Source organism: Oerskovia sp. NPDC057915 (assembly GCF_042887685.1).
Classification (GTDB): domain Bacteria; phylum Actinomycetota; class Actinomycetes; order Actinomycetales; family Cellulomonadaceae; genus Oerskovia.
On the sequence record NZ_JBHVOS010000001.1, the window covers coordinates 38,391 to 63,933 of the forward strand.

The 25,543-nt window shown below is 72.2% G+C and carries 24 protein-coding genes; 17 read left to right on the forward strand and 7 right to left on the reverse strand.

The annotated features are described in order from the left end of the window. The first annotated feature begins 52 nt into the window (after positions 1 to 52). The gene (locus tag ACFVQ3_RS00155; protein WP_191794409.1) at positions 53 to 1,351 is read left to right on the forward strand and encodes a citrate synthase; all 1,299 of its coding nucleotides are present in this window, start codon (positions 53 to 55) and stop codon (positions 1,349 to 1,351) included. Positions 1,352 to 1,459: 108 nt separating this feature from the next. Here the strand turns inward: ACFVQ3_RS00155 and ACFVQ3_RS00160 are convergent, their stop codons facing one another. Both ACFVQ3_RS00160 and dapD read right to left on the reverse strand, forming a co-directional pair. Further along, positions 1,460 to 2,335, reverse strand: a complete 876-nt coding sequence (locus ACFVQ3_RS00160; protein ID WP_387633708.1) for a hypothetical protein — start codon at positions 2,333 to 2,335, stop codon at positions 1,460 to 1,462. A gap of 124 nt (positions 2,336 to 2,459) precedes the next feature. Beyond that, positions 2,460 to 3,443: a 2,3,4,5-tetrahydropyridine-2,6-dicarboxylate N-succinyltransferase gene (dapD, locus tag ACFVQ3_RS00165; RefSeq protein ID WP_387633710.1), complete on the reverse strand. Its 984-nt coding sequence runs from the start codon at positions 3,441 to 3,443 to the stop codon at positions 2,460 to 2,462. A 128-nt stretch (positions 3,444 to 3,571) separates the two neighbouring features. Between dapD and dapE the strand changes: the two genes are divergently transcribed. The 6 genes from dapE to ACFVQ3_RS00195 all read left to right on the forward strand — a co-directional run bounded on the left by dapE (position 3,572) and on the right by ACFVQ3_RS00195 (position 9,991). Next, positions 3,572 to 4,660, forward strand: a complete 1,089-nt coding sequence (gene dapE, locus ACFVQ3_RS00170; RefSeq protein WP_387634121.1) for a succinyl-diaminopimelate desuccinylase — start codon at positions 3,572 to 3,574, stop codon at positions 4,658 to 4,660. A 42-nt stretch (positions 4,661 to 4,702) separates the two neighbouring features. Next, a complete protein-coding gene (locus ACFVQ3_RS00175) occupies positions 4,703 to 5,521 on the forward strand; it encodes a TIGR00730 family Rossman fold protein (RefSeq protein WP_387633712.1) in 819 nt (272 codons plus the stop codon). 68 nt (positions 5,522 to 5,589) lie between these two features. Continuing rightward, positions 5,590 to 6,546 carry a dihydropteroate synthase gene (folP, locus tag ACFVQ3_RS00180; protein ID WP_387634123.1) on the forward strand — a complete coding sequence of 319 codons (957 nt, stop codon included), beginning with the start codon at positions 5,590 to 5,592 and terminating at the stop codon, positions 6,544 to 6,546. 59 nt (positions 6,547 to 6,605) lie between these two features. Continuing rightward, on the forward strand, positions 6,606 to 7,970 hold the full coding sequence (locus ACFVQ3_RS00185; RefSeq protein WP_387633714.1) for a hypothetical protein: 1,365 nt from the start codon (positions 6,606 to 6,608) through the stop codon (positions 7,968 to 7,970). A gap of 218 nt (positions 7,971 to 8,188) precedes the next feature. Next, entirely contained in the window at positions 8,189 to 8,356 is a 168-nt protein-coding gene (locus tag ACFVQ3_RS00190; protein WP_064506638.1) for a DUF3117 domain-containing protein, read from the forward strand. 6 nt (positions 8,357 to 8,362) lie between these two features. Then, positions 8,363 to 9,991: a leucyl aminopeptidase family protein gene (locus ACFVQ3_RS00195; protein ID WP_387633716.1), complete on the forward strand. Its 1,629-nt coding sequence runs from the start codon at positions 8,363 to 8,365 to the stop codon at positions 9,989 to 9,991. Positions 9,992 to 10,050: 59 nt separating this feature from the next. On the opposite strand, the gene ACFVQ3_RS00200 is transcribed toward ACFVQ3_RS00195, so the two are convergent. Continuing rightward, on the reverse strand, positions 10,051 to 10,719 hold the full coding sequence (locus ACFVQ3_RS00200) for an O-methyltransferase (RefSeq protein WP_387634125.1): 669 nt from the start codon (positions 10,717 to 10,719) through the stop codon (positions 10,051 to 10,053). 199 nt (positions 10,720 to 10,918) lie between these two features. Here ACFVQ3_RS00200 and sigE point away from each other — a divergent pair, with 199 nt between their 5' ends. The 7 genes from sigE (at position 10,919) to ACFVQ3_RS00235 (ending at position 17,477) form a co-directional block, all read left to right on the forward strand. Continuing rightward, entirely contained in the window at positions 10,919 to 11,563 is a 645-nt protein-coding gene (sigE, locus tag ACFVQ3_RS00205; protein ID WP_387633718.1) for an RNA polymerase sigma factor SigE, read from the forward strand. Then, the gene (locus tag ACFVQ3_RS00210; protein ID WP_387633720.1) at positions 11,560 to 12,564 is read left to right on the forward strand and encodes an anti-sigma factor family protein; all 1,005 of its coding nucleotides are present in this window, start codon (positions 11,560 to 11,562) and stop codon (positions 12,562 to 12,564) included. Before sigE ends, ACFVQ3_RS00210 begins: the two co-directional genes overlap by 4 nt. A 542-nt stretch (positions 12,565 to 13,106) precedes the next feature. Further along, complete coding sequence (locus ACFVQ3_RS00215) at positions 13,107 to 14,219, forward strand: S1C family serine protease (protein ID WP_387633722.1); 1,113 nt, start codon at positions 13,107 to 13,109, stop codon at positions 14,217 to 14,219. A gap of 9 nt (positions 14,220 to 14,228) precedes the next feature. Continuing rightward, positions 14,229 to 14,609, forward strand: coding sequence for a twin-arginine translocase TatA/TatE family subunit (locus ACFVQ3_RS00220; protein WP_387633724.1), 381 nt, complete (start codon positions 14,229 to 14,231; stop codon positions 14,607 to 14,609). 68 nt (positions 14,610 to 14,677) lie between these two features. Then, a complete protein-coding gene (gene trpS / locus ACFVQ3_RS00225) occupies positions 14,678 to 15,715 on the forward strand; it encodes a tryptophan--tRNA ligase (protein WP_387633726.1) in 1,038 nt (345 codons plus the stop codon). Continuing rightward, on the forward strand, positions 15,715 to 16,266 hold the full coding sequence (locus ACFVQ3_RS00230) for a 2'-5' RNA ligase family protein (RefSeq protein ID WP_387633728.1): 552 nt from the start codon (positions 15,715 to 15,717) through the stop codon (positions 16,264 to 16,266). The genes trpS and ACFVQ3_RS00230 overlap by 1 nt, the downstream gene beginning before the upstream one ends. Positions 16,267 to 16,295: 29 nt before the next feature. Further along, entirely contained in the window at positions 16,296 to 17,477 is a 1,182-nt protein-coding gene (locus tag ACFVQ3_RS00235) for a YihY/virulence factor BrkB family protein (RefSeq protein ID WP_387633730.1), read from the forward strand. A 70-nt stretch (positions 17,478 to 17,547) separates the two neighbouring features. Here ACFVQ3_RS00235 and ACFVQ3_RS00240 read toward each other — a convergent pair whose 3' ends face one another. The 4 genes from ACFVQ3_RS00240 to sdhC form a co-directional block, all read right to left on the reverse strand. Further along, positions 17,548 to 18,321: a succinate dehydrogenase iron-sulfur subunit gene (locus ACFVQ3_RS00240; protein ID WP_138823851.1), complete on the reverse strand. Its 774-nt coding sequence runs from the start codon at positions 18,319 to 18,321 to the stop codon at positions 17,548 to 17,550. Then, complete coding sequence (gene sdhA / locus ACFVQ3_RS00245) at positions 18,321 to 20,153, reverse strand: succinate dehydrogenase flavoprotein subunit (RefSeq protein ID WP_387633732.1); 1,833 nt, start codon at positions 20,151 to 20,153, stop codon at positions 18,321 to 18,323. The genes ACFVQ3_RS00240 and sdhA overlap by 1 nt, the downstream gene beginning before the upstream one ends. A gap of 83 nt (positions 20,154 to 20,236) precedes the next feature. Then, complete coding sequence (locus tag ACFVQ3_RS00250) at positions 20,237 to 20,698, reverse strand: succinate dehydrogenase hydrophobic membrane anchor subunit (protein ID WP_138823855.1); 462 nt, start codon at positions 20,696 to 20,698, stop codon at positions 20,237 to 20,239. Beyond that, positions 20,698 to 21,081: a succinate dehydrogenase, cytochrome b556 subunit gene (gene sdhC, locus ACFVQ3_RS00255; protein ID WP_082608862.1), complete on the reverse strand. Its 384-nt coding sequence runs from the start codon at positions 21,079 to 21,081 to the stop codon at positions 20,698 to 20,700. The genes ACFVQ3_RS00250 and sdhC overlap by 1 nt, the downstream gene beginning before the upstream one ends. Positions 21,082 to 21,416: 335 nt before the next feature. Between sdhC and ACFVQ3_RS00260 the strand changes: the two genes are divergently transcribed. From ACFVQ3_RS00260 to ACFVQ3_RS00270, 3 genes are all read left to right on the forward strand, one after another. Then, positions 21,417 to 22,580: a mannose-1-phosphate guanylyltransferase gene (locus ACFVQ3_RS00260; protein WP_387633735.1), complete on the forward strand. Its 1,164-nt coding sequence runs from the start codon at positions 21,417 to 21,419 to the stop codon at positions 22,578 to 22,580. 263 nt (positions 22,581 to 22,843) lie between these two features. Then, complete coding sequence (locus ACFVQ3_RS00265; RefSeq protein WP_387634127.1) at positions 22,844 to 24,010, forward strand: amidohydrolase; 1,167 nt, start codon at positions 22,844 to 22,846, stop codon at positions 24,008 to 24,010. Positions 24,011 to 24,291: 281 nt separating this feature from the next. Further along, complete coding sequence (locus ACFVQ3_RS00270) at positions 24,292 to 25,383, forward strand: BMP family protein (RefSeq protein WP_387634129.1); 1,092 nt, start codon at positions 24,292 to 24,294, stop codon at positions 25,381 to 25,383. The last annotated feature ends 160 nt before the right edge of the window (positions 25,384 to 25,543 follow it).

Consider the following 25,543-nt stretch of genomic DNA (forward strand, 5'->3'; position numbering starts at 1 on the left):
AGACACGCGCAGCCACCCGCAGGGGGTGCGGCCGCGCGCAAGGAAGGAAGACATGACCACCACCCAGCAGGCGACAGTTCGGCTCGTCGTCAACGAATCGAGCCAGGACCTGCCCGTGGTCGCAGCCTCCGAGGGCAACGACGGCATCGTCGTCTCCTCGTTGCTGAAGTCGACCGGGCTCGTCACCGTGGACCCCGGGTTCATGAACACCGCCTCGTGCGAGTCGGAGATCACGTACATCGACGGCGACGCGGGCATCCTGCGCTACCGCGGCTACCCGATCGACCAGCTCGCCGAGAAGTCGACGTTCCTCGAGGTCGCCTACCTCCTGATCCACGGCGAGCTCCCCGACGGTCCCACGCTCGACGCGTTCGTCGAGCGCGTCAACCGCCACACCCTGGTGCACGAGGACTTCCGGACGTTCATGGGGACGTTCCCCCGCAACGCGCACCCGATGGCCGTGCTCTCCTCGGCCATCAACGCGCTGTCGACGTTCTACCCCGACTCCCTCGACCCGTTCGACGACGACACGGTCGAGCTCGCGACGGTCCTGCTCCTCGCCAAGACGCGGACCATCACGTCCTACCTGCACCGGCGGGCCGTGGGCGAGCCGTTGCTCTACCCGGACTACTCGCGCGGCTACGTCGACGACTTCCTGCGCATGACCTTCGCGACGCCCTACGAGAAGTACGAGTCCGACCCGACCGTGGTCGACGCGCTCGACAAGCTCCTCATCCTGCACGCGGACCACGAGCAGAACTGCTCGACCTCGACGGTCCGCGTCGTGGGCTCGAGCCACGCGAACCTCTACGCCTCGGTCGCCGCCGGGGTCAACGCCCTCTCGGGCCCGCTGCACGGTGGCGCCAACGAGGCCGTCCTGTCGATGCTGGACAAGATCCAGCACAGCGACTTCGACGTCGACACCTTCATGAAGAAGGTCAAGGACAAGGAGGACGGTGTCCGGCTCATGGGCTTCGGGCACCGGGTCTACAAGAACTACGACCCTCGCGCCGCGATCGTCAAGGCCAAGGCCGACGCGGTCCTGTCGACCCTCGGCAAGAAGGACGAGCTCCTCGACATCGCGCTGCGTCTCGAGGAGATCGCGCTCAACGACGACTACTTCATCGAGCGCAAGCTCTACCCGAACGTCGACTTCTACACCGGCCTGATCTACAAGGCCATGGGCTTCTCGCCGGCCATGTTCACGCCGCTGTTCGCGCTGGGCCGCATGCCCGGCTGGATCGCGCAGTGGCGCGAGATGATGAAGGACCCGCAGACCAAGATCGGGCGCCCGCGCCAGGTCTACACGGGCGCGACCGAGCGTCCGTACGTGCCGGTCGACGGTCGCTGACCTCACCCCGCGTCCGCCCGACGGCGCCCCGCACCTCACGGTGCGGGGCGCCGTCCGCGTCTCCGGGCTCGGGCGGAAGGTCCTCGACGAGGACGCCGAACGAGCGGGTCAGGGTTCGTCGGTCGTCGCGACCGTGACGCGGACCTGTCCCGGGCCGGGGTGCGGCGAACCGTCGGTGGCCTCGGCAGCGGCCCACTCGGGCGACTCGCGGGACCAGGTCCGGTCTCCGACGTCGACCTGCACGACGTCGGTCGCGTCGGCGCTCGCCACGGCCCACTGGGCGACGGCCCAGCCTGCCCGGTCCGCCTCCGGTGGGTTCCCCGCGAGCGGCAGGGCGTCGACCGTCACGGCCGCCCCGTCGGCGGTGACCGGCAGGTCGCCGAGATCGCGCTGGACCCGCGCCTCGAGGCCGGAGACCGACTCCTGGGTGCTCACGAGCGTCGCGGGGTCGACGGGAGCCAGGTCGCACGTCAGGGTGCCCTGGGAGTTGCCCGTGAGAGCGGATGCCCAGGCGCGCGAGCGGGACTCGTGCTGCGCGTACGCGTCGGGGAACCCGGAGCGCTGCACGGCCTGGGCCGCCACGGTCACGGGCAGCTCGGTGTAGCCGTCGACCTTGTCGAGGCCGTCGTAGAACGCCGTCGTCGAGTAGACGGGGTCCATGATCTGCTCGATCGTGCCCCAGCCCTGCGAGGGACGCTGCTGGAACAGGCCGATCGAGTCGCGGTCGCCGTAGTCGATGTTGAGCAGGCGTGACTCCTGCAGGGCCGTCGCGAGACCGATCGTCGCCGCGCGGGCCGGCATGCCCCGCCGGACGGTCGTGACCGCGATGAGGGCGGCGTTGTCGGACTGCGCTGGCGACAGGTGCCAGGCCTGTCCGTCGGCCGTCGCCGCGCACCGTTCGGCGACCGGGCTGTGGTCGTCGAGCCGGTTGAGGGCCAGGACGACCCCGGTCGTCGCGACCGCGAGCACGGCGACGACCGTCACGGCGAGTCGCAGCGGCCGCCGCCGGGGCCGGTCGCGTGGCGTGCGCGGCGCGGACCCCGGGCCCTCCGGTCCGAAGAAGGGCGCGGTGCCCTGCGGACCGGAGGGACCCTTGGTGGCGGACACGTCAGTTGGCGTGCAGCGCGGCGTTGAGCTCGATCCCGACGCCCGTGCGCGAGACCGCCTCGACACCGCCCGTGAGCGAGTTGCGGCGGAAGAGGAGGTTGGCCTGTCCCGAGAGCTCGCGAGCCTTGACGACGACCGGGGTGCCGTCGGGGCCGCTGCGGCCGACGAGGGTCACCTTGGTCCCGGCGGTCACGTAGAGCCCGGACTCGACGACGCAGTCGTCCCCGAGCGGGATGCCGAGGCCTGCGTTGGCGCCGAGCAGCGAGCGCTGGCCGATGGAGATGACCTCGCGGCCGCCGCCGGACAGGGTGCCCATGATGGACGCGCCGCCGCCGATGTCGGACCCGTCGCCCACGACGACACCGGCCGAGATGCGGCCCTCGACCATCGAGGTGCCGAGCGTCCCGGCGTTGAAGTTGACGAAGCCCTCGTGCATGACGGTCGTGCCCGCGGCGAGGTGAGCACCGAGGCGGACCCGGTCGGCGTCGGCGATGCGGACGCCCGAGGGGACGACGTAGTCGACCATGCGGGGGAACTTGTCGACCCCGAGGACCTGCACCGGCTGGCCCGTCGCGGCCCGCAGGCGCAGGCGGGTCTCCTCGAAGCCCTCGACCGCGCACGGCCCGTGGTTGGTCCACACGACGTTGGCGAGCGCCCCGAAGACACCGTCCAGGTTGAGGCCGTGCGGGACGACGAGGCGGTGCGAGAGGAGGTGCAGCCGCAGGTAGGCGTCGGCCGCGCCCACAGGGGCGGCGTCGAGGTCGATCTCGGTGCGCACGACCACGACGTCCACGCGGCGCGCGTCGTCGCGCTCCGTGAGGGCGTCGAGCGAGGCGGGGGTGGTCTCGTCCGCCGGGGCCTGCCCGAGGGCGGGGGACGGGTACCAGACGTCGAGGACGGTGCCCTCGTCGGTCACGGTGGCGAGGCCGAAGGCCCAGGCGGTGCGGGGGCCGGGTGCGGCGCCGGTGGGGGTCGCTGAAGTCATGCCTTCACCCTATCGGCCACCTCGGCGCGGGTGGTGAACCGTCCGGGTAGGGTCTGCGTGTGACCAGCGACGAGACCTCCTTCCAGACCTCCGACCACAGCGCACCGCCCGCGTCGTCGACTCCCGCGATCCGGCTCGACCTCGACGGCGACCTCCTCGCGCTCTTCCGCGCGGTGTGCGACGCGCCGTCCGTGAGCGGGGACGAGAAGGCGCTGGCGGACGCGATAGAGGCCGCGCTGCGACCGCTCGCGCACCTCGACGTCGTGCGCGACGGCGACGCGATCGTCGCCCGCACGCACCTCGGGCGCTCGCGCCGCGTCGTGATCGCCGGGCACATCGACACCGTGCCGCTCACCGACCCGCCGAACCTGCCCACCCGCGTGGTCGGCGAAGGTGCCCAGGCCGAGGTCTGGGGGCGCGGGACGGTCGACATGAAGGGTGGTGTCGCGATCCAGCTCGCGCTCGCGGCGTCGCTCACGGAACCCAACCAGGACGTCACCTGGGTCTTCTACGACCTCGAGGAGGTCGCGTCCGACCTCAACGGACTGGGTCGCCTCGCACGCAACCGCCCCGAGCTCCTGCAGGGCGACTTCGCGATCCTCGGCGAGCCCACGGCGGCCGGCATCGAGGGTGGCTGCAACGGGACGCTGCGGGTCGAGGTCCGCGTGCCCGGGGTCACGGCGCACTCGGCGCGTGCCTGGATGGGCTCCAACGCGATCCACTCGGCGTCGGTCGTGCTCGACCGTCTCGCGGCCTACGAGCCCGCGTCGATCGAGGTCGAGGGCCTCGTCTACCGCGAGGGCATGAACGCGGTCGGCATCCGCGGCGGCATCGCGGGGAACGTCATCCCGGACGAGTGCGTGGTCACGGTCAACTACCGCTTCGCGCCCTCGCGCACCCTGCCCGACGCCGAGGCGCACGTCCGCGACCTGTTCTCCGGCTTCGAGGTGGTCGTCACCGACGCCGCCCCCGGTGCGCGTCCCGGGCTCGACGACCCGCTCGCGGCGGACTTCGCCGCCACGGTGCTCGAGCTCACGGGCGGCGGCCCCGCGCCCAAGTACGGCTGGACCGACGTCGCGCGCTTCGCCGAGATGGGGATCCCGGCCGTGAACTTCGGCCCCGGCGACCCCGTGCTCGCGCACAAGGACGACGAGCGCTGCCCGGTCGGTCACCTCGCACTGTGCCACGACGCGCTGCACGCGTGGCTCACCCGCTGACCGTCCCCGCCACCGGCCCCGGGACGGCTTAGGCTCGAGAGCATGAGCGACGACGGAGTTCCCCAGGCAGGCACCGGGTACCGCAAGGGACCGGTGCTGCTGCGGGGCGAGCAGATTCCCCAGCAGACGACCGACCAGCGGCTGCTCGACACCGCGGGCAGCGCGGACTGGGTGCACAGCGACCCGTGGCGGGTCATGCGGATCCAGAGCGAGTTCGTCGAGGGCTTCGGAGCCCTCGCCGAGGTCGGCCCGGCCGTGTCGGTCTTCGGGTCGGCGCGCACGAGCCCCGAGCACCCCGACTACGCGCTGGCCGAGCAGGTCGGCCGCCTCCTCGCCGAGCGCGACCTCGCGGTCATCACGGGTGGCGGTCCCGGGATCATGGAGGCCGCGAACAAGGGGGCCAACGAGGCAGGAGGTCTCTCGATCGGCCTCGGGATCGAGCTCCCGTTCGAGCAGGGCATGAACAAGTACGTCAACCTCGGCGTGAACTTCCGGTACTTCTTCGCCCGCAAGACCATGTTCGTGAAGTACGCGCAGGGCTTCGTCGTCCTGCCGGGCGGGTTCGGCACGTTCGACGAGCTCTTCGAGGCGCTGACCCTGGTCCAGACGCACAAGGTCACCGAGTTCCCCATCGCTCTCGTGGACACCGGGTACTGGCAGGGGCTGCTCGACTGGGCGCGCACGACCGTCGCCGGGCGCGGCATGATCAGCGCCCACGACCTCGACCTGCTGTACCTGTGCGACGACCCCGTCGAGGCCGTCGAGTACGTGTGCGAGCGAGGGGCGGAGCTCCGCGCCGAAGAGCTCGAGGCCGTGGCGGACACCGCAGCCGCCCAGCAGCGGGCGGCCGGCGACCGGTGACGCACGCACCCCGCCCGGAGGAGCGAGCCGGGGCGCAGGGCGCAGCGCCCACGGTTCCCCGGCCGACGGTGCACGGGGTCCCGCCGCAGAGCGCACCGCTGGTCCTGCGGGGTCGGGAGGTCGGTGTCGACGAGACGGCCCCCGGGCGCCCCGAGCGGCCGGTGGTCATGGCGATCGTCAACCGCACGACCGACTCGTTCTACGCCCCGGCGCGCCAGCTCGACGACGGAGCCGCCCTCGAGGCCGTCGCACGCGCATGGTCCGAAGGGGCCGCGATCGTCGACGTCGGCGGAGTGCGAGCCGGCACCGGGCCCGAGGTCACCCCGACCGAGGAGATCCGACGCGTCGTGCCCTTCGTGGAACGGGTGCGCGCGGAGTTCCCCGACCTGCTCGTGAGCGTCGACACCTGGCGGGCCGAGGTCGCCCGCGAGGCGGCCCTGGCCGGCGCCGACCTGATCAACGACACCTGGGCCGGGCACGACCCGGCCCTGGTCGAGGTCGCGGGCGAGCTCGGCGTGGGCGTCGTGTGCTCGCACACGGGCGGGGCCCTGCCTCGGACCGACCCGTTCCGCGTCGCCTACCCGACCGCGGACCAGGACGGGGCGACCCGGCCGCACGACCCTCGCGACGCCGTCGTGCAGGACGTCGTGGCGACCCTGACCGCCGCCGCGGCGCGCGCCGTCGCGTGCGGCGTGCCGCCCGCGTCCGTCCTCGTCGACCCGACCCACGACTTCGGCAAGAACACCTGGCACTCGCTCCACCTGGTGCGCAGGACCCAGGCGCTCGCGGGTCTCGGGTACCCGCTGCTCATGGCGCTCTCGCGCAAGGACTTCGTCGGCGAGACGCTCGACCTGGCCGCCGACGAGCGCCTCGAGGGGACGCTCGCCGCGACCGCGGTCGCAGCGTGGCTCGGCGCCCGCGTGTTCCGTGCGCACGACGTCGCCGCGACCCGTCGGGTCCTCGAGACCGTCGCGGCGATCCGCGGGGACGCACCGCCGGCGCGCGCGCTGCGCGGTCTGGCATGAGTCGTCGCGACGCGGCCGCGGACGGGACGAGCGGCGCGGACGCATCGGCCGTGCCCAGCGTGCCAGCCGTTGTTCCGCGACCCCGGCCTGCGGCGCTGGTCCCGGCGCGGTGGCCCTGGTGGGTCCGGGTGCTCGCGGTCTACGTCGCGGCGCGGCTCGTCACCACCGTGATCCTCCTGGTCGTCTCGCGCTGGCAGGAGGCCAACCTCTGGACGGACGCCGCGCCGTCGTACAGCGCGTGGACGGGGCGGATGTGGGACGCCTCGTGGTACCAGCAGATCGCCGCGCAGGGGTACCCCGCGGAGCTGCCCGTCGGACCCGGCGGGGCCGTGCAGCAGAACGTCTGGGCCTTCTACCCCCTGTTCCCGTTCATGGTCCGCGCGGTCCAGCAGGTCACCGGGCTGGGCTGGGACGTCGTGGCGCCCACGATCTCCCTGCTCTGCGGCGCCGGGGCGATGCTCGTCATCCACCGCCTCGTGGAGCGGGCCGGGCACCGGGCCGTCGCGCGGCGGCCCGGCCTGCCGCTCGCGACGGTCGCGCTCGTCAGCGTCTTCCCGTCCTCGGTCGTCCTCCAGGTCGCCTACACCGAGGCGCTCGCGCTGCTCCTGGTCGCCGCGGCCCTGTACCTGATCTGGGCGAGGCGCTACGAGTGGGCGGCGCTCGTGATCGTGCTCCTCGGCTTCACCCGCGCGGTCGCGCTGCCGCTCGCGCTGGTCGTGGCGTGGCACGCCGTCGTGCGGTACCGGCAGTGGCGGCAGGCGCGCCGGTCGGTCGCCGCCGCGGTGGGGAGCGGCCCGCCCGGCGGCGCCTCACCCTTCCGCGCCTCGCCGGGTGCGCCGGAGGCGGGCGCGGTACCCGCAGGGGCCGTACCCACCGGTGCGGTGGCCCTCGCCGGGGCTCCCGGCCCGGCACCCTTCCCGTGGCGGGACGCCGCGCGCATCGCCGTCCTGCTCGTCGTCGCCGTGCTCAGCGGGCTGCTGTGGCAGCTCGTCTGCGGGGTCGTCACGGGGCGCTCGGACGCCTACTTCCTGACGCAGGGCGCCTGGCGAGGGACCGGTCCCGTGGTGCCGTTCGTGCCCTGGCTGGACGTCTCGCGCGCCCTGTTCGGCGGAGCCGGGCCGTGGGTGCTCGCGGCCGTCCTCGCGGGGGTGGCGGCACTCGGGCTGAGCCCGGGCGCCCGGCGGCTGGGCCCGGAGCTCCAGGCCTGGCCGCTGGCCTACCTGGGATACCTGGTCGCCGTGATCGAGCCCTGGACGAGCATCGTCAGGTTCCTGCTCCTCGCGTTCCCACTGGGGGCCGTCACGCTCGGGTGGACCCGCTCACGATGGTGGTTCTGGGGATGCCTGGCCGCCGGCGTGGCAGGGCAGGTCTGGTGGGTCTGGGCGCTGTGGCGGCTCACGCCACCCAGCGGCTGGCCACCGTAGCGAGTCCTGGCGCCACGATGCGCGCGCGTCCCGGCGCGCTCCTGGCCACGTCCTGCCACGGCTCAGGTCACGATCTGGGCATTTGCGGCCACGGCGTGTCGTATCGGTGAACTAGAATGGTACCTGGACGTCCTCTGGACGGTCGGCGCGGGAACGCGCCGCCGACCTGCCGGGACGTCGACCACAGCAGTACTGGACTACGGAATGGAGAGCCCACAATGGCTGCGATGAAGCCGCGTACGGGGGATGGCCCGCTCGAGGTCACCAAGGAAGGTCGCGGCATCGTCATGCGCGTCCCGCTCGAGGGTGGCGGTCGACTCGTGGTGGAGCTCAACGCGACCGAGGCCAGCGAGCTGGGCGAGGCTCTCCAAGCCGTCGTGGGCTGAGACGTCTTGACCGCGCGCGCAGCCCAGGCAGCCCAGCCAGTCCCGGACCTCCCGCCCGTCGGCGGTGCCCCTCGACACCTCCCCGAGGTCGTCGAGGCGCCGGGCACGGTCCTGGACTGTCCGTTCCTCACCGACGACGCGGTCGCCGCGCTCGTGGTGGCCGTCGCTCCTCCGCTCGAGGAGGAGGACGGCCTCCAGCCGCGTGCCGGGACCGTGGACGCCACCGCGCGCTACGGCATCGACCTGGCCGAGCTCGCGGACCGTTCCGGAGGCAGGTCCTTCCGCGGCGCGGCAGGGCAGGTGGCCACGGTCGACCTGCCGCGGACCCACACGGGATCCACGCACCGACTGCCGTGGGCCGGTCTGCCGTCGACGATCGTGCTGCTCGGGATCGGCGGTGGCACAGACCTGGAGCTGCGCCGTGCCGGCGCTGCGCTCGCCGGGGCCACCCGCGGCCTCGAACGGGTCGTCAGCGCAGCCACCGCGGACGCGACCGCGACGGGGGTGCGGGCCTTCGTCGAGGGCTACCTCCTCGCGGCCTACCGCATACCTCGCTTCGGTCGCCCCGCCACCGCAGGCACGGGCGAGGGCACGGTGCAGGACGCCCCGGCGGAGCAGCTCGTGCTGCTCGGCGAGAGCCAGGAGGCGCAGCTCGAGGCTGCCCGCGTCGCGGCCACCGCGACGTGGCTCGTGCGAGACCTGGCCAACACGCCCTCCAACGTCAAGGACCCCGCGTGGGTCGCCGAGCAGGCCACGGCCCTGGCCGGCGCTGCCGGTCTCGCCGTCGAGGTGCTCGGCCCCAAGGAGCTCGCGGCACAGGGCTTCGGCGCCCTCCTCGCCGTCGGGGCCGCGTCGGCCAGCCCGCCCCGCCTCGTGACCGTCACGTACGAGCCGGAGGCCGCCCAGCGCCACGTCGTCCTCGTCGGCAAGGGCATCACGTACGACACGGGCGGGCTCTCGATCAAGCCCCGTGAGGCCATGGTGCCCATGAAGACGGACATGGCCGGAGCCGCCGTCGCCCTGGCCGCCGTGCTCGGAGCGGCGGAGTCCGGCGTGCGGCACAAGGTCACGGCCGTCCTGCCCCTCGCCGAGAACCACTTCGGTGCCGACTCCTACCGGCCGGGCGACGTCCTGGAGACCTACTCGGGCACGACGGTCGAGATCGCGAACACGGACGCCGAGGGCCGCCTGGTGCTCGCCGACGCCCTCGGGTACGCGGTCGCCACCCTCGCACCCGACCTGCTGGTCGACGTCGCGACCCTCACGGGCGCGGCCAGCGTCGGGCTCGGGCGGGGGCACGCGGCGCTGTACGCCACGAGCCCGGAGCTCGTGAGCGGCGTCGAGGCGGCGGCGGCCGTCACGGGGGAGCGGGTCTGGCACATGCCGCTCGTGGAGGACTACACGAGCGCGCTGCGCTCGGACGTCGCGGACCTGCGCCACGTGCCGCTCGAGGCGCGCGGCGGCGGGTCGATCACCGCTGCCCTGTTCCTGCGCGAGTTCACGGGCGGGTTGCCGTGGGTCCACCTCGACATCGCCGGGCCGGCGCGCGCCACGGCGTCGCGGCACGAGGTCACGGAAGGCGCGACCGGCTACGGGGCGCGCCTCCTGCTGCAGTTCCTGCGCGACCTCGACTGACCTGGCATCGAAGAGGGCCCCTCACCGGTCTCGGTGAGGGGCCCTCTCGTCGTGTGCGGCTACCGCCGGACGCCCAGCAGGAGCCCGTCGCCGCTGGGGATCATGGCAGGCAGGACCCGCTCGTCCGCACGCAGGGAGCGGCCGACCTCGCGGACGATCGCCGTGACCTCGTCGCGCCGTGCCGGGTCCGCGACGCGGTCGCCCACGAGCGCACCGTCGACGGCCACGATCCCGCCCGGTCGCAGGAGACGCAGCGCCTGCTCGACGTACTCGGGGTAGCTGTGCCGGTCGGCCCCGACGAGCACGAGGTCGTAGGCGCCGTCGGTGAGCCGGGGCAGCACGTCGCTCGCCCGACCGGGGATGGTCCGGGTGCGCGTCGCGCGGATCCCCGCCTCGGCGAAGGCGTCCTTGGCGGCCCGCTGGTGCTCGACCTCGACGTCGATCGTGGTCAGGACACCGTCCTCGGGCATTCCCCGGAGCAGCCAGAGGGACGCGACGCCCGTGCCCGTACCGATCTCGACGACGGCGCGGGCGGCGAGGGCCGCGGCGAGGGCCTGGAGGACGGCGCCCACGCCGGGCAGGACGGCGGGGCAACCCAGCTCGGCGGCACGCTCGCGAGCGCGCAGGAGGACGTCGTCCTCCGGCACGAACTCCTCGCAGTAGGTCCAGCTCGACGCCTTGGCGTTGGTCCGGCCGATGTCGGTGGTGATAGGGCCCTCCTGGTCTATGGGCACCGCGTGTCTCCGGTGACCCGGACGGACTGGCGTGGTGCGGCGGCCGTGCACGGTGCAGGTGATGCGATCGTACCGGTCGAAGAGCCTCCGAGCGCTGGCTGGAGCACGTACGGGGGGAGGTTTCGTGCACGTCGTGTCGACGTCCCCGCACGGGCGGGAACGGATGCGGGTCGTGCGGCGTTGAGAGGGGACAATGGACCGTGTGAGCAGTGACGTGAGTGCCCAGCCCTGGACGCCCCCCTCGTGGGACCAGATCGTGCGGGAGCACTCCGCGCGCGTCTACAGGCTGGCGTACCGCCTGACGGGGAACCAGCACGACGCCGAGGACCTGACCCAGGAGACCTTCATCCGGGTGTTCCGCTCGTTGTCGAGCTACACGCCCGGCACGTTCGAGGGGTGGCTCCACCGCATCACGACCAACCTGTTCCTCGACCAGGTGCGGCGCAAGCAGCGCATCCGCATGGAGGCGATGGGGGACGACTCGGCGCAGTACCCGGCCACGGGCGAGATGACCCACCCGGAGCGCGGGTACGAGCACACCAACCTCGACCACGACGTGCAGCGGGCGCTCGACGCCCTGTCCCCGGAGTACCGGGCGGCGGTCGTGCTGTGCGACATCGAGGGTCTGAGCTACGAGGAGATCGCGGTCACGCTGGGGATCAAGCTGGGCACGGTGCGCTCACGCATCCACCGCGCCCGCACCCAGCTGCGCGCGGCCCTGCCCCACCGTGACCCGTCCGAGCGCCCCGGGAGCGACGCCGGCGCCGTGCCCTCGGCGGACTCGGCCGTCGACGAGCTCGCCGCGCTCGCGGCGCACACCGCACCGGGGGGACCATGACCCACCTCGGGACCCTCGTCAGCGCCCTCGCCGACGACCAGCTCTCACCGGCCACCCGTGAGCGTGCGCTGACGCACGTCGCGGGCTGCGACCAGTGCGCCGCCGAGCTCGCGGTGGCGCGGGCGGTGCGCAAGCGGCTGTCGTGCGCGCGCGACGTGCTGCCCACCACGGACCTGACCTCCCGCCTGCTGGCGCTGTCGTCGGAGATCCCTGCGGCGCAGGGCGACCCGCTGCGGCAGGGGCCGCCCGCGCGCGACCCGTGGGCGGCGTCGCCCGAGGCCGGCGCGCTGCGGGACGCCCTCACGGGAGACTTCGTCGCGCACGCCCGACGACGCCGCTCGCGTCGGACGGTCGTCGCGGCGTCGAGCGGGCTCGCGGTCCTCGCGGTCGCGCTGTTCACGCTCGGCGACCGTCCGGTCGTGGTGCCCGAGAGGCACGTCGCGGCCCCGCTGACGCTCCTCGCGCAGGCCGGGGACGACGCGCAGGACGCGACGGACCCCGACCTGGTCCCGGTGGTCCCCACGGCCGGCTGGTCGGGGAACAGCGCCTCCGGCACCGGGGCCGCCGACTCGATGGACCTGGTCGACTCCGCGGCGCTGGCATGGATGGCCGACCACGGCTGGACGAGCCCCTCGGGGATCCTCGAGGGTTTCGACGTGACGGGCGTCCACCTCGTCGGAGACGACAAGGACGTGCTGCAGGTCGATCTCGCGGGCCCCGAGGGGACGGTCGTGGTCCGGGAGCAGGTGGGTCGGCTGGACACCACGTCGCTGACCCGGTCCGAGGGGTTCGACGGGCGCGCCGTCTACGTCCTGTCCGACGAGCCGTGGCACGTCGTGTGGCAGGCTGGGGACACGGTGATCGACGTGGTGGCCGAGGCTCGCAAGGAGGTCCTCGCCGCGTTCGTGGCGACGTTCCCGGCGCACGACTTCGACGAGGGGGTCCCGGCCCGCATCTCCCGGGGATGGACGACCATGACAGGAGCCTTGGGCACCCCATGACCGCACACGACTCAGCGCCCGGACCCGCGGAGCCGCAACCGGCCGAGGCGCCGCGCACCCCGCCGGAGGCGGCGGAGCCGCAGCCGGACGCCACGCGTCCGCAGCCGGACGTCACCCTGCCGCAGCCGGACGCCACCCTGCCGCCTGTGGCGCCGTCCGTGCCGGCGCCCGACCACCGCGAGGTGCCGCCGCAGGAGCCCCGGAACCCGTTCGCGCCGCCGTCGTCCTACCGGTCGGCGCCCGGTGCGCCGTCGGCACCTGTCGAGAGGGTCTCCTCGACGCCTCCCGCCCCCGTTCCCGGGCAGCACGACACCCGACCGTACGGTGCGCCGCTCGGTCCGCTGCCGGTCGCACGCCCAGGTCTTGCGGGCTACGGCGCCGCCCAGGGACCGCAGTCCCCGGTCCCGCCCCCGCCGTCGTACCAGGTGGCCCGGCCCGGGGCGTATCCGCCGGGACCGCACCCGCAGCAGCCGGGTCACCCTTCGCCGCAGCCGCAGGGAGGTCCTCCGGCACCCCCCGTCGAGCCCTGGGGAGAGCACCAGGTGCCCGCCCCGTCGCGACGGCGCAGGCTCGGTGTGGGGGCCGTCGCGGGCATCGCGGCTCTCGCCCTGGTCGCCGGGGCGGTCGGAGGGGTCGCGGCGGACAGGATCGTGGACGGGGCGGACCGTCGGCCCGTCGACGTCTCCCTCCCGGCCGCGGGCACGGCGCCCGGGGAGGAACGACCCGCGGGGTCGGTCGCGGCGGTCGCGGCCAGCGTGCTGCCGAGCGTGGTGTCGCTCCAGGTCGAGGGCGCGGACGGCGTCTCGACGGGGTCGGGCTTCGTGATCCGTGAGGACGGTTTCATCCTCACGAACAACCACGTGGTCGCCGGCGGGGCGGCGGGGGGCAAGGTCACGGTGCTCTTCGCCGACGGCAGCGAACGTCCGGCCGAGATCGTCGGCCGCACCCCTGACTACGACCTGGCCGTCGTCAAGGTCGACGAGTCGGGACTGACCCCTCTCGTGCTCGGGGACAGCGACGCGGTCGTCGTCGGCGACCCGGTCGTCGCGATCGGTGCACCGCTCGGGCTCAACGGCACGGTCACGACGGGGATCGTGAGCGCGCTGCACCGTCCGGTCGCAGCGGGCGACTCGGCGGAGACCGCGTTCATCGACGCCATCCAGACGGATGCCGCGATCAATCCCGGCAACTCGGGCGGACCGCTCGTCAACGGCGCGGGGGAGGTCGTCGGGGTGAACTCGGCGATCGCGCAGCCGCCGGGCACGGGGGCGGCGACGGGTAGCATCGGGCTGGGCTTCGCGATCCCCTCGAACCAGGCCCGGCGCACCGCGCAGGAGCTCATGGCGAGCGGCACGGCCACGTACCCGGTGATCGGCGTCCTGCTCGACTCGCGGTACCAGGGCGAGGGTGTCCAGGTCACGACCGAGCCGCAGGGCGGACAGGCCCCCGTGACCGCGGACGGACCTGCGGCCGTGGCAGGGATCCAGGCGGGAGACGTGATCCTGTCCATCGACGGTCGACCCGTGAGCCAGAGCGACGAGCTCATCGTGGCCATCAGGGCCAAGGCGCCAGGGGACACCGTGACGCTGCGCGTGCGCACGGGGGACGAGGAGCGCGACGTCCGCGTCGTGCTCGACGAAGCCACGAGCGAGTAGTCTGACCGCGTGTTCGGAATCAACGGCTGGGAATTCGGGATCATTCTGGTGGTCGCCGTGATCGTCATCGGTCCGGAGAGGCTGCCCCGGTACGCCGAACAGCTCGGCGCGTTCGTCCGCACCGCTCGCGGCTTCCTGAAGGACGCCAAGGAGCGGGTGGACGACGAGCTGGGCGACCAGGTCGGCGACGTGGACTGGTCCAAGCTGGACCCGCGCCAGTACGACCCGCGGCGCATCGTCCGTGAGGCGCTGCTCGACGACGACGTGCTCGGCTCGTCGTCGCGCCCTCGGGCGGCAGGCCCGGTCCCTCCGCCCCCGCCGTCACGAGCCTCTGCGACCGAGGTGCCCGTGCCCGAGCGGCGTGCGCCGTTCGACGACGAAGCCACCTGAGTCGGCGCCTTCCGGTCCCGGCGCGGGCCGGATTCGGCCAGGGCATCTCGACCTGTCAGAATGGGGCAATGGTCAACGAGGTTCCCGGTGCACGCCGTCCACGTATCTTCTCGGGGATGCAGCCCACGGAAGATTCTCTCCAGCTGGGCAACTACATCGGGGCTCTGAGCCAGTGGGTGGCCCTGCAGGAGTCGTACGACGCGATCTACTGCGTCGTCGACATGCACGCGCTGACGGTCAACCCCGAGCCGGAGAGGCTGCGCGAGCGCACGCGCCGCACCGCAGCGCAGTACCTGGCCGGTGGCGTGGACCCCGAGGGGTCGACGCTGTTCGTGCAGTCGCACGTCCCGGAGCACGCGGAGCTCGCCTGGGTGCTCTCGTGCCAGACGGGCTTCGGCGAGGCCGGCCGCATGACGCAGTTCAAGGACAAGTCGGCGAAGCAGGGCACGGACGGCACGACCGTCGGGCTCTTCACCTACCCGGTGCTCATGGCCGCCGACATCCTGCTGTACGACGCGGCGCTCGTGCCGGTGGGCGAGGACCAGCGCCAGCACCTGGAGCTCGCACGCAACCTGGCCGAGCGCCTCAACTCCCGCTTCGGTGAGGACACCGCGGTCGTCCCCGAGCCGCACATCGTCAAGGCCGTCGCGAAGATCTACGACCTGCAGGAACCCACGGCCAAGATGAGCAAGTCCTCCTCGGGGGGCAAGGGGGTCATCTGGCTCCTCGAGGACCCCAAGGTCGCGGCGAAGCGCGTCAAGTCGGCGGCGACGGACTCCGAGAACGAGATCCGCTACGACCCGGTGGCCAAGCCCGGCATCTCGAACCTCCTGACGATCTTCTCCGCGCTCACGTCGCGGCCCGTCGAGGCGATCGCCGCGGACTACGAGGGCAAGGGGTACGGGCACCTCAAGGTGGACCTGGCCGAGGTCGTCGTGGACTTCCTGACCCCGTTCCAGGCACGAGCGAACGAGTACCTGTCGGACCCGGCGGAGCTCGACGCGGTCCTCGCGCGCGGCGCGGAGCGGGCTCGGGGCCTGGCGCAGGTCACCCTCGACCGCATCTACGACCGGGTCGGGCTGCTGCCCGCTCGTCGGACGCGCTGATGAACCTCCCGGAGCGGGGTCCGCACCAGGTGCGGATCGGTATCGCGATCGAGATCCCCGAGCCCTACGGCACCGCGCTCCAGGAGGCGCGGGCTGCGTTCGGCGACCCGTTCGCGGGAGACATCCCTCCCCACATCACCCTCCTGGGGCCCACCGTCGTGGACGAGTCCGACCTCGACGAGGTGTACGCGCACCTGGAGGACGTCGCGGCGCACGCGGCGCCGTTCCGTGCCATCCTGCGCGGTTCGGGGACGTTCCGGCCCGTCTCGCCCGTGGTCTTCGTGATCGTCGCCCAGGGGATCGCGGAGTGCGAGGGGCTCGAGGGAGCGGTGCGGTCGGGGATCCTGGACCAGGAGCTGCGCTTCAACTACCACCCGCACGTCACGGTCGCGCACGAGGTCGACGACGAGGCTCTCGACCTCGCGTTCGACGAGATGGCCGGGTTCGAGGCGGCGTTCGACGTCACGGGCATCCACCTGTACGAGCACGGCGACGACGGCGTGTGGCGTCCGGCTCGTCGGTTCGAGCTCACCGGCCCGTCGGACGGGTGAGTCGCGCCGTCCTCTTCTAGGCTCGGGCGATGAGCCAGGCAACCACCCCAGGACGTGCACGAGGATCGAGGGGGTCAGGTCCGGGCCACGAGGACTCCGGTGACCCGCGGACGACGGTCGCGTCACGCGGGACGCCGCGCTCCGGACCGGAGCAGGCCACGCCGCCCGCCGAGGGCACCCACGAACGTCCCGGGACCGTCTCCCGTCTCGTCACTCGTGCCAAGGCCGTGCAGGCCTGGTGGAACACGACCCGCCCGGCCCGCGCGCTCGCCCAGTACGGGGTGCAGCGCGGGGCGCTCCTGTGCGGCGGCATGGCCTACTCGGCGCTGTTCTCCCTGTTCGCCGGGCTGACGATCTTCTACACCGCCTTCATGGCCTTCCTGGGCAACAGGGAGGAGCTGCGCGACGAGATCTTCGCGCAGATCGACAAGGCGATCCCGGGACTCATCGACACGGGGGACGGCGGGATCGTCAAGCCCGACGACCTGATCCTGGACCGCGGCTTCGACCTGTCGAGCATCATCGCGGTCTTCGTGCTGCTCTTCAGCGCGATCTCGTTCATGGCGGCGCTGCGCACCTCGACCCGGGCGATGTTCTCGCTGACGGACGTCGGCCAGAACCCGGTGCTGTCCAAGCTGCGAGAGCTGGGTGGGTTCGCCGTGCTGGGGATCAGCGTGGTGATCTCGGCGGCCGCGACGGTCGTGGTCCAGACCCTCGGTGCGACGATCTTCGGGGACGGCGTCCTGGCGGCCGTCCTGGTGCCCGTGGCCGGCATCTTCGTCGGGCTCGTCTTCGACGCGATCGTGGTGCTGCTCATCATCCGCTTCGTCGCCGGCGTACAGCCACCACGCAAGGACCTGTACATCGGCGCCATGACGGCGGCCGCGGCCTTCGGCGTGCTGCGCTACCTCGGGACGAGCATCATCGTCGGCAGCTCGTCGCGCAACGCGTTGCTGGGCTCGTTCGCCACGTTCGTGACGATCCTGCTGCTCGCGAACTTCGTCACGCGGATCCTGCTCATGGTCGCGGCGTGGATCGCGGACCCGCCCGCCCAGCCGACCGCGGACGAGCTGCGCGAGCGGGCCGAGGCGGAGCAGGACGAGCGGCTCGAGGACCGCGTCCGCCGAGGCGCGGGGTACGGCTACCCGTGGAGCCCCGTGGTCCGCGGGGTGCGCCGGGGGCGCGAGCCCAGGGTGTCCGTCAGGCTCTGAGCCGCGAGACGCCGACGGCGGCCCACCGGCGAGAGCCGGGGACCGCCGTCGGGCAGTGCGGGAAGGCGTGTCAGAACGCGCGGGTGATCATCGCGCGCTTGACCTCCTGGATCGCCTTGGTGACCTCGATGCCACGAGGGCACGCCTCGGTGCAGTTGAAGGTCGTGCGGCAGCGCCACACGCCCTCCTTGTCGTTGAGGATCTCCAGGCGCTGGGCCGCTCCCTCGTCGCGCGAGTCGAAGATGAAGCGGTGGGCGTTGACGATCGCCGCGGGGCCGAAGTACTGCCCGTCGGTCCAGAACACGGGGCAGGACGACGTGCACGCGGCGCACAGGATGCACTTGGTCGTGTCGTCGAACCGCTCGCGCTGCTCGGCGGACTGCAGGCGCTCCTTGCTGGGCTCGTTCCCCGAGGTGATGAGGAACGGCATGATCTCGCGGTAGGAGGCGAAGAACGGCTCCATGTCGACGACCAGGTCCTTGATGACCGGCAGGCCCTTGATGGGCTCGACGGTGATCGGCTTGTCCGGGTTGACGTCCTTGAGCAGCGTCTTGCAGGCCAGGCGGTTGCGGCCGTTGATCCGCATCGCGTCCGAGCCGCAGATCCCGTGCGCGCACGAACGGCGGAACGTCAGCGAGCCGTCGTGCTCCCACTTGATCTTGTGCAGGGCGTCGAGCACGCGGTCCGTGCCGTGGGCCAGGACCGTGTACTCCTCCCAGTACGCGTCGTCCCCGTGCTCGGACTCGGGGTTGTAGCGGCGGAGCTTGATCGTGACCTCGAACGAGGGCACGGCGCCGACCTCGGTCTTCTCAGAACCGGCAGGGGCTTCGAGTGTGGCAGTCATCAGTACTTACGCTCCATGGGCTCGTACCGGGTCTGGGTGACGGGCTTGGAACCCAGCACGATCTTGTAGGAATCGAACTCCTCGACGTGGTCGAAGTAGCCGTCGACGTGACCGTCGGCGGTGTCGCCGGCGGAGGTGGGGCGACGGTAGGCCATCGTGTGGAGCATGTAGTTGGCGTCGTCGCGGTTCGGGAAGTCCTCGCGGTAGTGACCGCCGCGCGACTCCTTGCGGTTGATCGCGGCGATGACCGTGACCTCGGCGATGTCGAGCAGGAAGCCCAGCTCGATGGCCTCGAGGAGGTCCGTGTTGAACAGGCGTCCCTTGTCCTGGACCGAGACGTTGCGGTAGCGGTCCTGGAGGGTGCGGATGTCCGAGAGCGCCTGGTCGAGCGACTCGCCCGTGCGGAACACCTGGGCGTTGGCGTCCATGGTCTCCTGCAGCGCCTTGCGCACGTCGGCCACGCGCTCGCCGTCGGGGCGGTTGCGCATCTCGTCGAGCTGCGCGACCACGGCGGCCGCGGGGTTCTCGGGGAGCTCGCCGTACTCGGCGGTCGCAGCGTACTTCGCGGCCTCGCGCCCGGCGCGCTTGCCGAACACGTTGATGTCGAGGAGCGAGTTGGTACCCAGGCGGTTGGACCCGTGGACCGAGACGCACGCGACCTCGCCGGCCGCGTACAGGCCGCGCACGACGTTGTGACCGTCGCGCAGCACCTCGCCGCCGACGTTGGTCGGGATGCCACCCATGGCGTAGTGCGCCGTGGGGTACACGGGGACCGGCTCGGTGTAGGGCTCGATGCCGAGGTAGGTGCGCGCGAACTCCGTGATGTCCGGGAGCTTGGCGTCGATGTGCGCGGGCTCGAGGTGCGTGAGGTCGAGCAGGACGTAGTCCTTGTTCGGCCCGGCGCCGCGGCCCTCGCGGACCTCGTTCGCCATCGAGCGGGCGACGATGTCGCGCGGGGCGAGGTCCTTGATGGTCGGGGCGTAGCGCTCCATGAAGCGCTCGCCCTCCCCGTTGCGCAGGATGCCGCCCTCACCACGGGCAGCCTCCGACAGGAGGATGCCCAGGCCCGCGAGGCCCGTCGGGTGGAACTGGAAGAACTCCATGTCCTCGAGCGGGAGACCGCGGCGGTAGGCGAGCGCCATGCCGTCACCGGTGAGGGTGTGCGCGTTCGACGTCGTCTTGAAGATCTTGCCCGCGCCGCCCGTGGCGAAGATGATCGCCTTCGCCTGGAAGACGTGGATCTCGCCCGTCGCGAGGTCGTACGCGACGACGCCGGTCGCGTTGACCTGCTCGCCGTCGGGCACGTCCTCGGCGGCGAGGTCGTGGTCCGTGATGAGGTCCAGGACGTAGAACTCGTTGAAGAACTCGACGTTCTGCTTGACGCAGTTCTGGTAGAGCGTCTGGAGGATCATGTGACCCGTGCGGTCCGCGGCGTAGCACGAGCGGCGGACCGCGGCCTCACCGTGGTTGCGCGTGTGCCCGCCGAAGCGGCGCTGGTCGATCTTGCCCTCGGGGGTGCGGTTGAACGGCAGGCCCATGCGCTCGAGGTCGAGCACCGCGTCGATGGCCTCCTTGGCCATGATCTCCGCGGCGTCCTGGTCGACGAGGTAGTCGCCGCCCTTGACCGTGTCGAACGTGTGCCACTCCCAGTTGTCCTCCTCGACGTTCGCGAGGGCGGCGCACATGCCGCCCTGCGCCGCGCCGGTGTGGGACCGGGTGGGGTAGAGCTTCGAGATGACCGCCGTGCGGACCTTGCCGGACGACTCCAGTGCCGCGCGCATGCCGGCGCCGCCTGCTCCGACGATGACGACGTCGTACTGATGGGTTTGCATCGGTGTCGATGCCTCCTGTGACGAGTGGGAAAGGGGACGGGGCTACCGGTCGACGGCTGGGGGACCGTCGGCAGGCAGGGCCGTCAGGCGGGGCAGAACGACGGGAGCTGGTAGTCCAGGGCGTTCGGGGGGCACGGGTCGAACGTGAAGACCACGAGGGTGCCGAGCACGGTGACGATCACGAACGCCAGGTACAGCGCGAGCTTGAGCACGAGGCGCGTGCCGTCACGCTGCGCGTAGTCGTTGATGATCGTGCGCACGCCGTTGGTGCCGTGGATCATCGCGAGCCACAGCATGAGCAGGTCCCAGACCTGCCAGAACGGTGACGCCCACTTGCCGGCGACGAAGCCGAAGTCGATCGCGTGGACGCCCTCGCCGACCATGAGGTTGACGAAGAGGTGCCCGAAGATCAGGACGATCAGCACGACGCCCGAGGCGCGCATGAAGACCCAGCTGTACAGCTCGTAGTTCGAGCGCGTGGACTTCTGGCGCTTGTACGGGTCGCGGGGGGCCGCGAGGGGAGAGCTGGTGCTCGTGGTGCTCATCAGTGCCCACCTCCGAAGACGTTCATGAGGTGGCGAGGCAGGAAGCCCGCCATCGTCACCGCGAACAGGCCGACGACGACCCAGAGCATGGTGCGCTGGTACTTGGGCCCCTTGGCCCAGAAGTCGACGAGGATGATCCGGACACCGTTGAACGCGTGGAACACGATGGCGGCCACGAGGCCGGCCTCTCCGAGTCCCATGATCACGGTCTTGTAGGTGCCGATCACGGCGTCGTACGCCTCGGGCGAGACTCGTACAAGCGCTGTGTCCAGCACGTGCACGAGGAGGAAGAAGAAGATGAGCACGCCGGTCACGCGATGCGCGACCCACGACCACATGCCTTCACGGCCGCGGTACAGCGTGCCAGCAGGTGCACTGGGCACTTAGGGGCCTCCTGTGGCGAGTTCAGGGGTGAGATATCGAGCTGGACGACGTCGTCCGCCGGTGGCCGTTCACGACCGCTCCGCGCCGAGGCTCTGGCGAGCTGGTGGGAGCGGCAGATCCACGGCTCGCCGGAGTCCGCCGATATCCGTCTCTGGGGTTCCACCATAGTGATACCGGCATCGTGGTGCGGACCGTGGTGCGTTCCCAGCGCCCAGGTCACCCCTGTTTGTGACCCATTCCACACGGCTCCCGATGACCCGCGGGCGCCCGTCCGCGGGTGGTCCTCGGGTGCCCGGTCACGCGTCGGTCACGCGTCGGTCACTATGCTTCGAGGATGTCGACGATCCCCGTTCCCACACCCGCCCCTGGCGTGCCCACCTCGGGGGTCCCGGCGATCCCCGGTTTCTACGCCGTGATCCCCGCAGGAGGAGCGGGGACCCGGCTGTGGCCGCTCTCGCGGCGCGGCAACCCGAAGTTCCTGCTCGACCTGACGGGGGCCGGGCGGTCGCTGCTCCAGGCCACGGTCGACCGCCTCGTGCCTCTCGCCGGCCAGGACGGCATCGTCCTGGTGACCGGACGCCAGCACGTGGCCTCCGCCCGCACCCAGCTGCCGGGACTGCGCGACGACGCCGTGCTCGCCGAGCCCTCGCCGCGCGACTCGATGGCGGCGATCGGGCTGGCCGCCGCGGTGCTCGAGCACCGCCACGGCGACGTCGTGATCGGCTCGTTCGCGGCGGACCAGGTCATCACGGGGCAGGCGGCTTTCGAGCAGGCGGTGCGCGAGGGGGTCGAGGCGGCCCGGGCGGGTTACGTCGTCACGGTCGGGATCGCGGCGTCGCGGCCGTCCACGGCCTTCGGCTACGTCAGGAGCGGTACCTCGCTGGACCTGGCGGGGGCTCCGACGGCGCTGCACGCGCAGGGGTTCACGGAGAAGCCGGACGCGGTGACGGCCCAGCGCTACGTCCGGTCGGGGGAGTACCGCTGGAACGCGGGCATGTTCATCTCGCGCACGTCGGTGCTGCTCGGGCACCTCGCGGACCAGCGTCCCGAGCTGCACGACGGTCTGCGCACCGTGGCGGCAGCCTGGGACACGCCGGACCGTGACCGGGTCCTGGCGGAGGTGTGGCCCAGCATGGAGAAGATCGCGATCGACCACGCGGTCGCCGAGCCCGTGGCGGCCGTCGGCGGCGTGGCCGTCGTGCCGGGCAACTTCGGGTGGGACGACATCGGCGACTTCAACTCCCTGGCCGCGCTGCTGGCCTCGGCGGACGAGTCGGGCTCCAAGGTGCTCGGCGACGTGGACCGGGTCGTGCGCCTCGAGAGCGCGGGCTCGGTCGTCGTCCCGGCGAGCGAACGGGTCGTGACGATCCTCGGGCTCGACGACGTCGTGGTCGTGGACACCCCCGATGCGCTCCTGGTCACCACACGTGCTCGCGCGCAGCAGGTCAAGGCCATGGTCGACCTCGTGCGCGAGCGGGGCCTGGGCGAGCTCCTCTAGCGGCGCTGCGGGGGCCGTGGTCGCCCGGGACGCGCGACGCCGTCGGGCGGGGGAGTCCGTGCCCGACGGCGCCGCCCGCCCTCGCCGGGCACGTGCCGTCCGGTGCGTGGCACGAGAGCCCGCCCCGGGGCGGCCGGGGATAGTCTCGGCTGGTGAGCAGCCCTGAGGAGAGCACCGAGAGCACGACCCCGTCGGACCGCGCCCGGACGGGGGCCCGGCCCGCGTCGGGGCCTCTCCTCGCGCGCACGGCGACCGGGGACGCGGTGGTCGACCTGGCCTCGACCTTCGAGGACGAGCTCGTCGCGATCCGGCGAGACATCCACGCGCACCCCGAGGTCTCGCGCACCGAGACCCGCACCACGGCCCTGATCGCAGATCGCCTGCGCGCGGCGGGGCTCGACCCCCGGCTCCTGCCGGGCACCGGCCTCGTGTGCGACATCGGCGGTTCCGAGGGACCGGACGGTGCCGTGCTCGGGCGGGTCGCCCTGCGCGCCGACATCGACGCGCTCCCGGTCCAGGACCGGTGCGAGCTCCCGTGGGCCTCGACCACGCCGGGCGTCGCGCACGCGTGCGGGCACGACGTGCACGCGACGGTCGTGCTGGGGGCCGGCCTGGTCCTCGCCGCGCTCGCCGAGCGAGGCGAGCTCTCCCGCCCGGTCCGGCTGGTCTTCCAGCCCGCGGAGGAGGTCCAGCCCGGCGGGTCGCTCGACGTGATCGCCGCCGGCGGCCTCGACGGGGTCGAGGAGATCTACGCGGTCCACTGCGACCCCAAGGTCGACGCCGGGCAGATCGGCACACGCATCGGTCCCATCACCTCGGCGTCCGACGAGGTCTCGGTGACCATCACGTCTCCCGGCGGGCACACGTCCCGCCCGCACCTGACCGGTGACGTCGTCTACGCGCTCGGCCAGGTCATCACGCAGGTCCCTGCGGTGCTCGGTCGCCGTCTCGACCCGCGTTCGGGCGTCAACCTCACGTGGGGCGCCGTGCACGCAGGGTCGGCGCACAACGCCATCCCCAGCACGGGGACCGTGCGCGGGACGCTGCGCTGCCTCGACGTGCGGGCCTGGGAGTTCGCGGGGCAGGTCCTGCACGACGCGGTCGAGCAGGTCGTGGCCCCCTACGAGGTCGAGGTGACGGTCAACCACACCCGTGGGGTCCCGCCGGTCGAGAACGCGGAGGACTGCACGGCCTCGCTCGAGGCCGCGGCACGCGACGTGCTGGGGCCCGGGTCGGTGCTCCTGACGGAGCAGTCGCTCGGCGGCGAGGACTTCGCCTGGTACCTGACCAAGGTGCCCGGCGCGATGGCCCGGCTGGGCACCCGGACCCCGGGCGGGCGGTCGTACGACATCCACCAGGGGGACCTGCGGGTCGACGAGGGCGCGATCGGTGCGGGGGTCCGTCTGCTCGCGCGCGTCGCGCTGGGCTGAGCGGTCGGGACCTCGGGCCCGCCCGGGAATGCCCGACGAACCGTTGCCCTGTGCAACCAAGTGTCCGACCGCTGGAACGTGAACGGTCACGGCTGAGACGCAAGATGACGCTTCCATAACGAAGCGTCCGCGTTACCCGCAAGTAACGTCCGACGTCCCCGGACGTGGCTAGTGTTCGATCAATACAGGCCGACGGACCCCGTGACCTACCCGTGCAACGTCGCGCGGGCAGGTCTCGGTTTTCTCCCGGGGGCCATCGACGAGATCGAACGGAGCTCATGGTGAAGAGAGCAACGCAGATGACAGCGCTCGCGGCCGTCGCCGCGCTGGCGCTTGCTGCATGTGGGAGCGCACCCGAAGAGGGCGGCGCCTCGGGCACGGCCGGGGGCTCGGAGTCGAGCTTCAAGGCGTGCATGGTGTCCGACGCCGGAGGCTTCGACGACAAGTCCTTCAACGAGTCCGGCTACAACGGCCTCAAGGCCGCCGAGAAGAACCTGGGCATCCAGACGGCCACGGCCGAGTCGAAGGAGGAGTCGAACTTCGCTCCGAACATCGACAACCTCGTCTCCGAGAACTGCAACGTCATCGTGACGGTCGGCTTCCTCCTCGCGACGGCCACGGGCGACGCCGCCCAGGCCAACCCGGACGTCGACTTCGCGATCGTCGACTCGACGGCGCAGGACGCTGACGGCAACACGATCGAGCTCGACAACGTCAAGCCCATCAGCTTCGACACCGCCCAGGCCTCGTTCCTCGCGGGCTACCTCGCCGCGGGCATGAGCAAGACCGGCACGGTCGCGACGTACGGCGGTCTGCAGATCCCGTCCGTGACGATCTTCATGGACGGCTTCGTCGACGGCGTCGCGAACTACAACGAGACGCACGGCACCGACGTCAAGACGCTCGGCTGGAACAAGGACAGCCAGAACGGCTCGTTCGCCGGCGGCTTCGAGGACCAGTCGCAGGGCCAGCAGCTGACCCAGACCTTCATCGACCAGGGTGCGGACATCATCATGCCCGTCGCCGGTCCGGTCGGCGTCGGCACGCTCGCCGCCGCCAAGGACGCGACCGACGTGTCGGTCATCTGGGTCGACGCGGACGGCTTCGAGACCAACCCCGACAGCGGAGACCTGATCCTGACCTCCGTGCTCAAGGAGATCGGTGCGGGCGTCGAGGACGTCATCACCGCGGCCTCCGAGGACGAGTTCTCCAATGAGCCCTACGTGGGCACGCTCGAGAACGGTGGCGTGGACATCGCTCCGTACCACGACTTCGACTCGAAGGTTCCTCAGGAGCTCAAGGACGAGATCGACCAGCTCCGCAAGGACATCATCGACGGCACGATCGTCGTGGAGTCCCCGAGCTCGCCGTGACCTGACGCAGTACATCGTGGTCGAGCCCGCCCCGCCCCCCCCCCCGCCCGGGCCGCCCCCCGGGGCCCCGCGGGCCCCCCCGGGGGGGGGGGGGGGGGGGGGGGCTGGCCGGTGCGGGCGTGGAGGCGACGGTGGACCCGGCACCGCTCGTGCTGCCGCT

What these genes read in the sequence shown, in the direction of transcription:
- ACFVQ3_RS00155 (WP_191794409.1), top strand. Translation starts at nt 53, where the DNA reads ATGACCACCACCCAGCAGGCGACAGTTCGGCTCGTCGTCAACGAATCG.
- dapD (WP_387633710.1), bottom strand. Translation starts at nt 3,443, where the DNA reads ATGACTTCAGCGACCCCCACCGGCGCCGCACCCGGCCCCCGCACCGCC.
- ACFVQ3_RS00175 (WP_387633712.1), top strand. Translation starts at nt 4,703, where the DNA reads ATGAGCGACGACGGAGTTCCCCAGGCAGGCACCGGGTACCGCAAGGGA.
- ACFVQ3_RS00190 (WP_064506638.1), top strand. Translation starts at nt 8,189, where the DNA reads ATGGCTGCGATGAAGCCGCGTACGGGGGATGGCCCGCTCGAGGTCACC.
- sigE (WP_387633718.1), top strand. Translation starts at nt 10,919, where the DNA reads ATGGACCGTGTGAGCAGTGACGTGAGTGCCCAGCCCTGGACGCCCCCC.
- ACFVQ3_RS00210 (WP_387633720.1), top strand. Translation starts at nt 11,560, where the DNA reads ATGACCCACCTCGGGACCCTCGTCAGCGCCCTCGCCGACGACCAGCTC.
- trpS (WP_387633726.1), top strand. Translation starts at nt 14,678, where the DNA reads ATGGTCAACGAGGTTCCCGGTGCACGCCGTCCACGTATCTTCTCGGGG.
- ACFVQ3_RS00230 (WP_387633728.1), top strand. Translation starts at nt 15,715, where the DNA reads ATGAACCTCCCGGAGCGGGGTCCGCACCAGGTGCGGATCGGTATCGCG.
- ACFVQ3_RS00235 (WP_387633730.1), top strand. Translation starts at nt 16,296, where the DNA reads ATGAGCCAGGCAACCACCCCAGGACGTGCACGAGGATCGAGGGGGTCA.
- ACFVQ3_RS00240 (WP_138823851.1), bottom strand. Translation starts at nt 18,321, where the DNA reads ATGACTGCCACACTCGAAGCCCCTGCCGGTTCTGAGAAGACCGAGGTC.
- sdhA (WP_387633732.1), bottom strand. Translation starts at nt 20,153, where the DNA reads ATGCAAACCCATCAGTACGACGTCGTCATCGTCGGAGCAGGCGGCGCC.
- ACFVQ3_RS00250 (WP_138823855.1), bottom strand. Translation starts at nt 20,698, where the DNA reads ATGAGCACCACGAGCACCAGCTCTCCCCTCGCGGCCCCCCGCGACCCG.
- ACFVQ3_RS00260 (WP_387633735.1), top strand. Translation starts at nt 21,417, where the DNA reads ATGTCGACGATCCCCGTTCCCACACCCGCCCCTGGCGTGCCCACCTCG.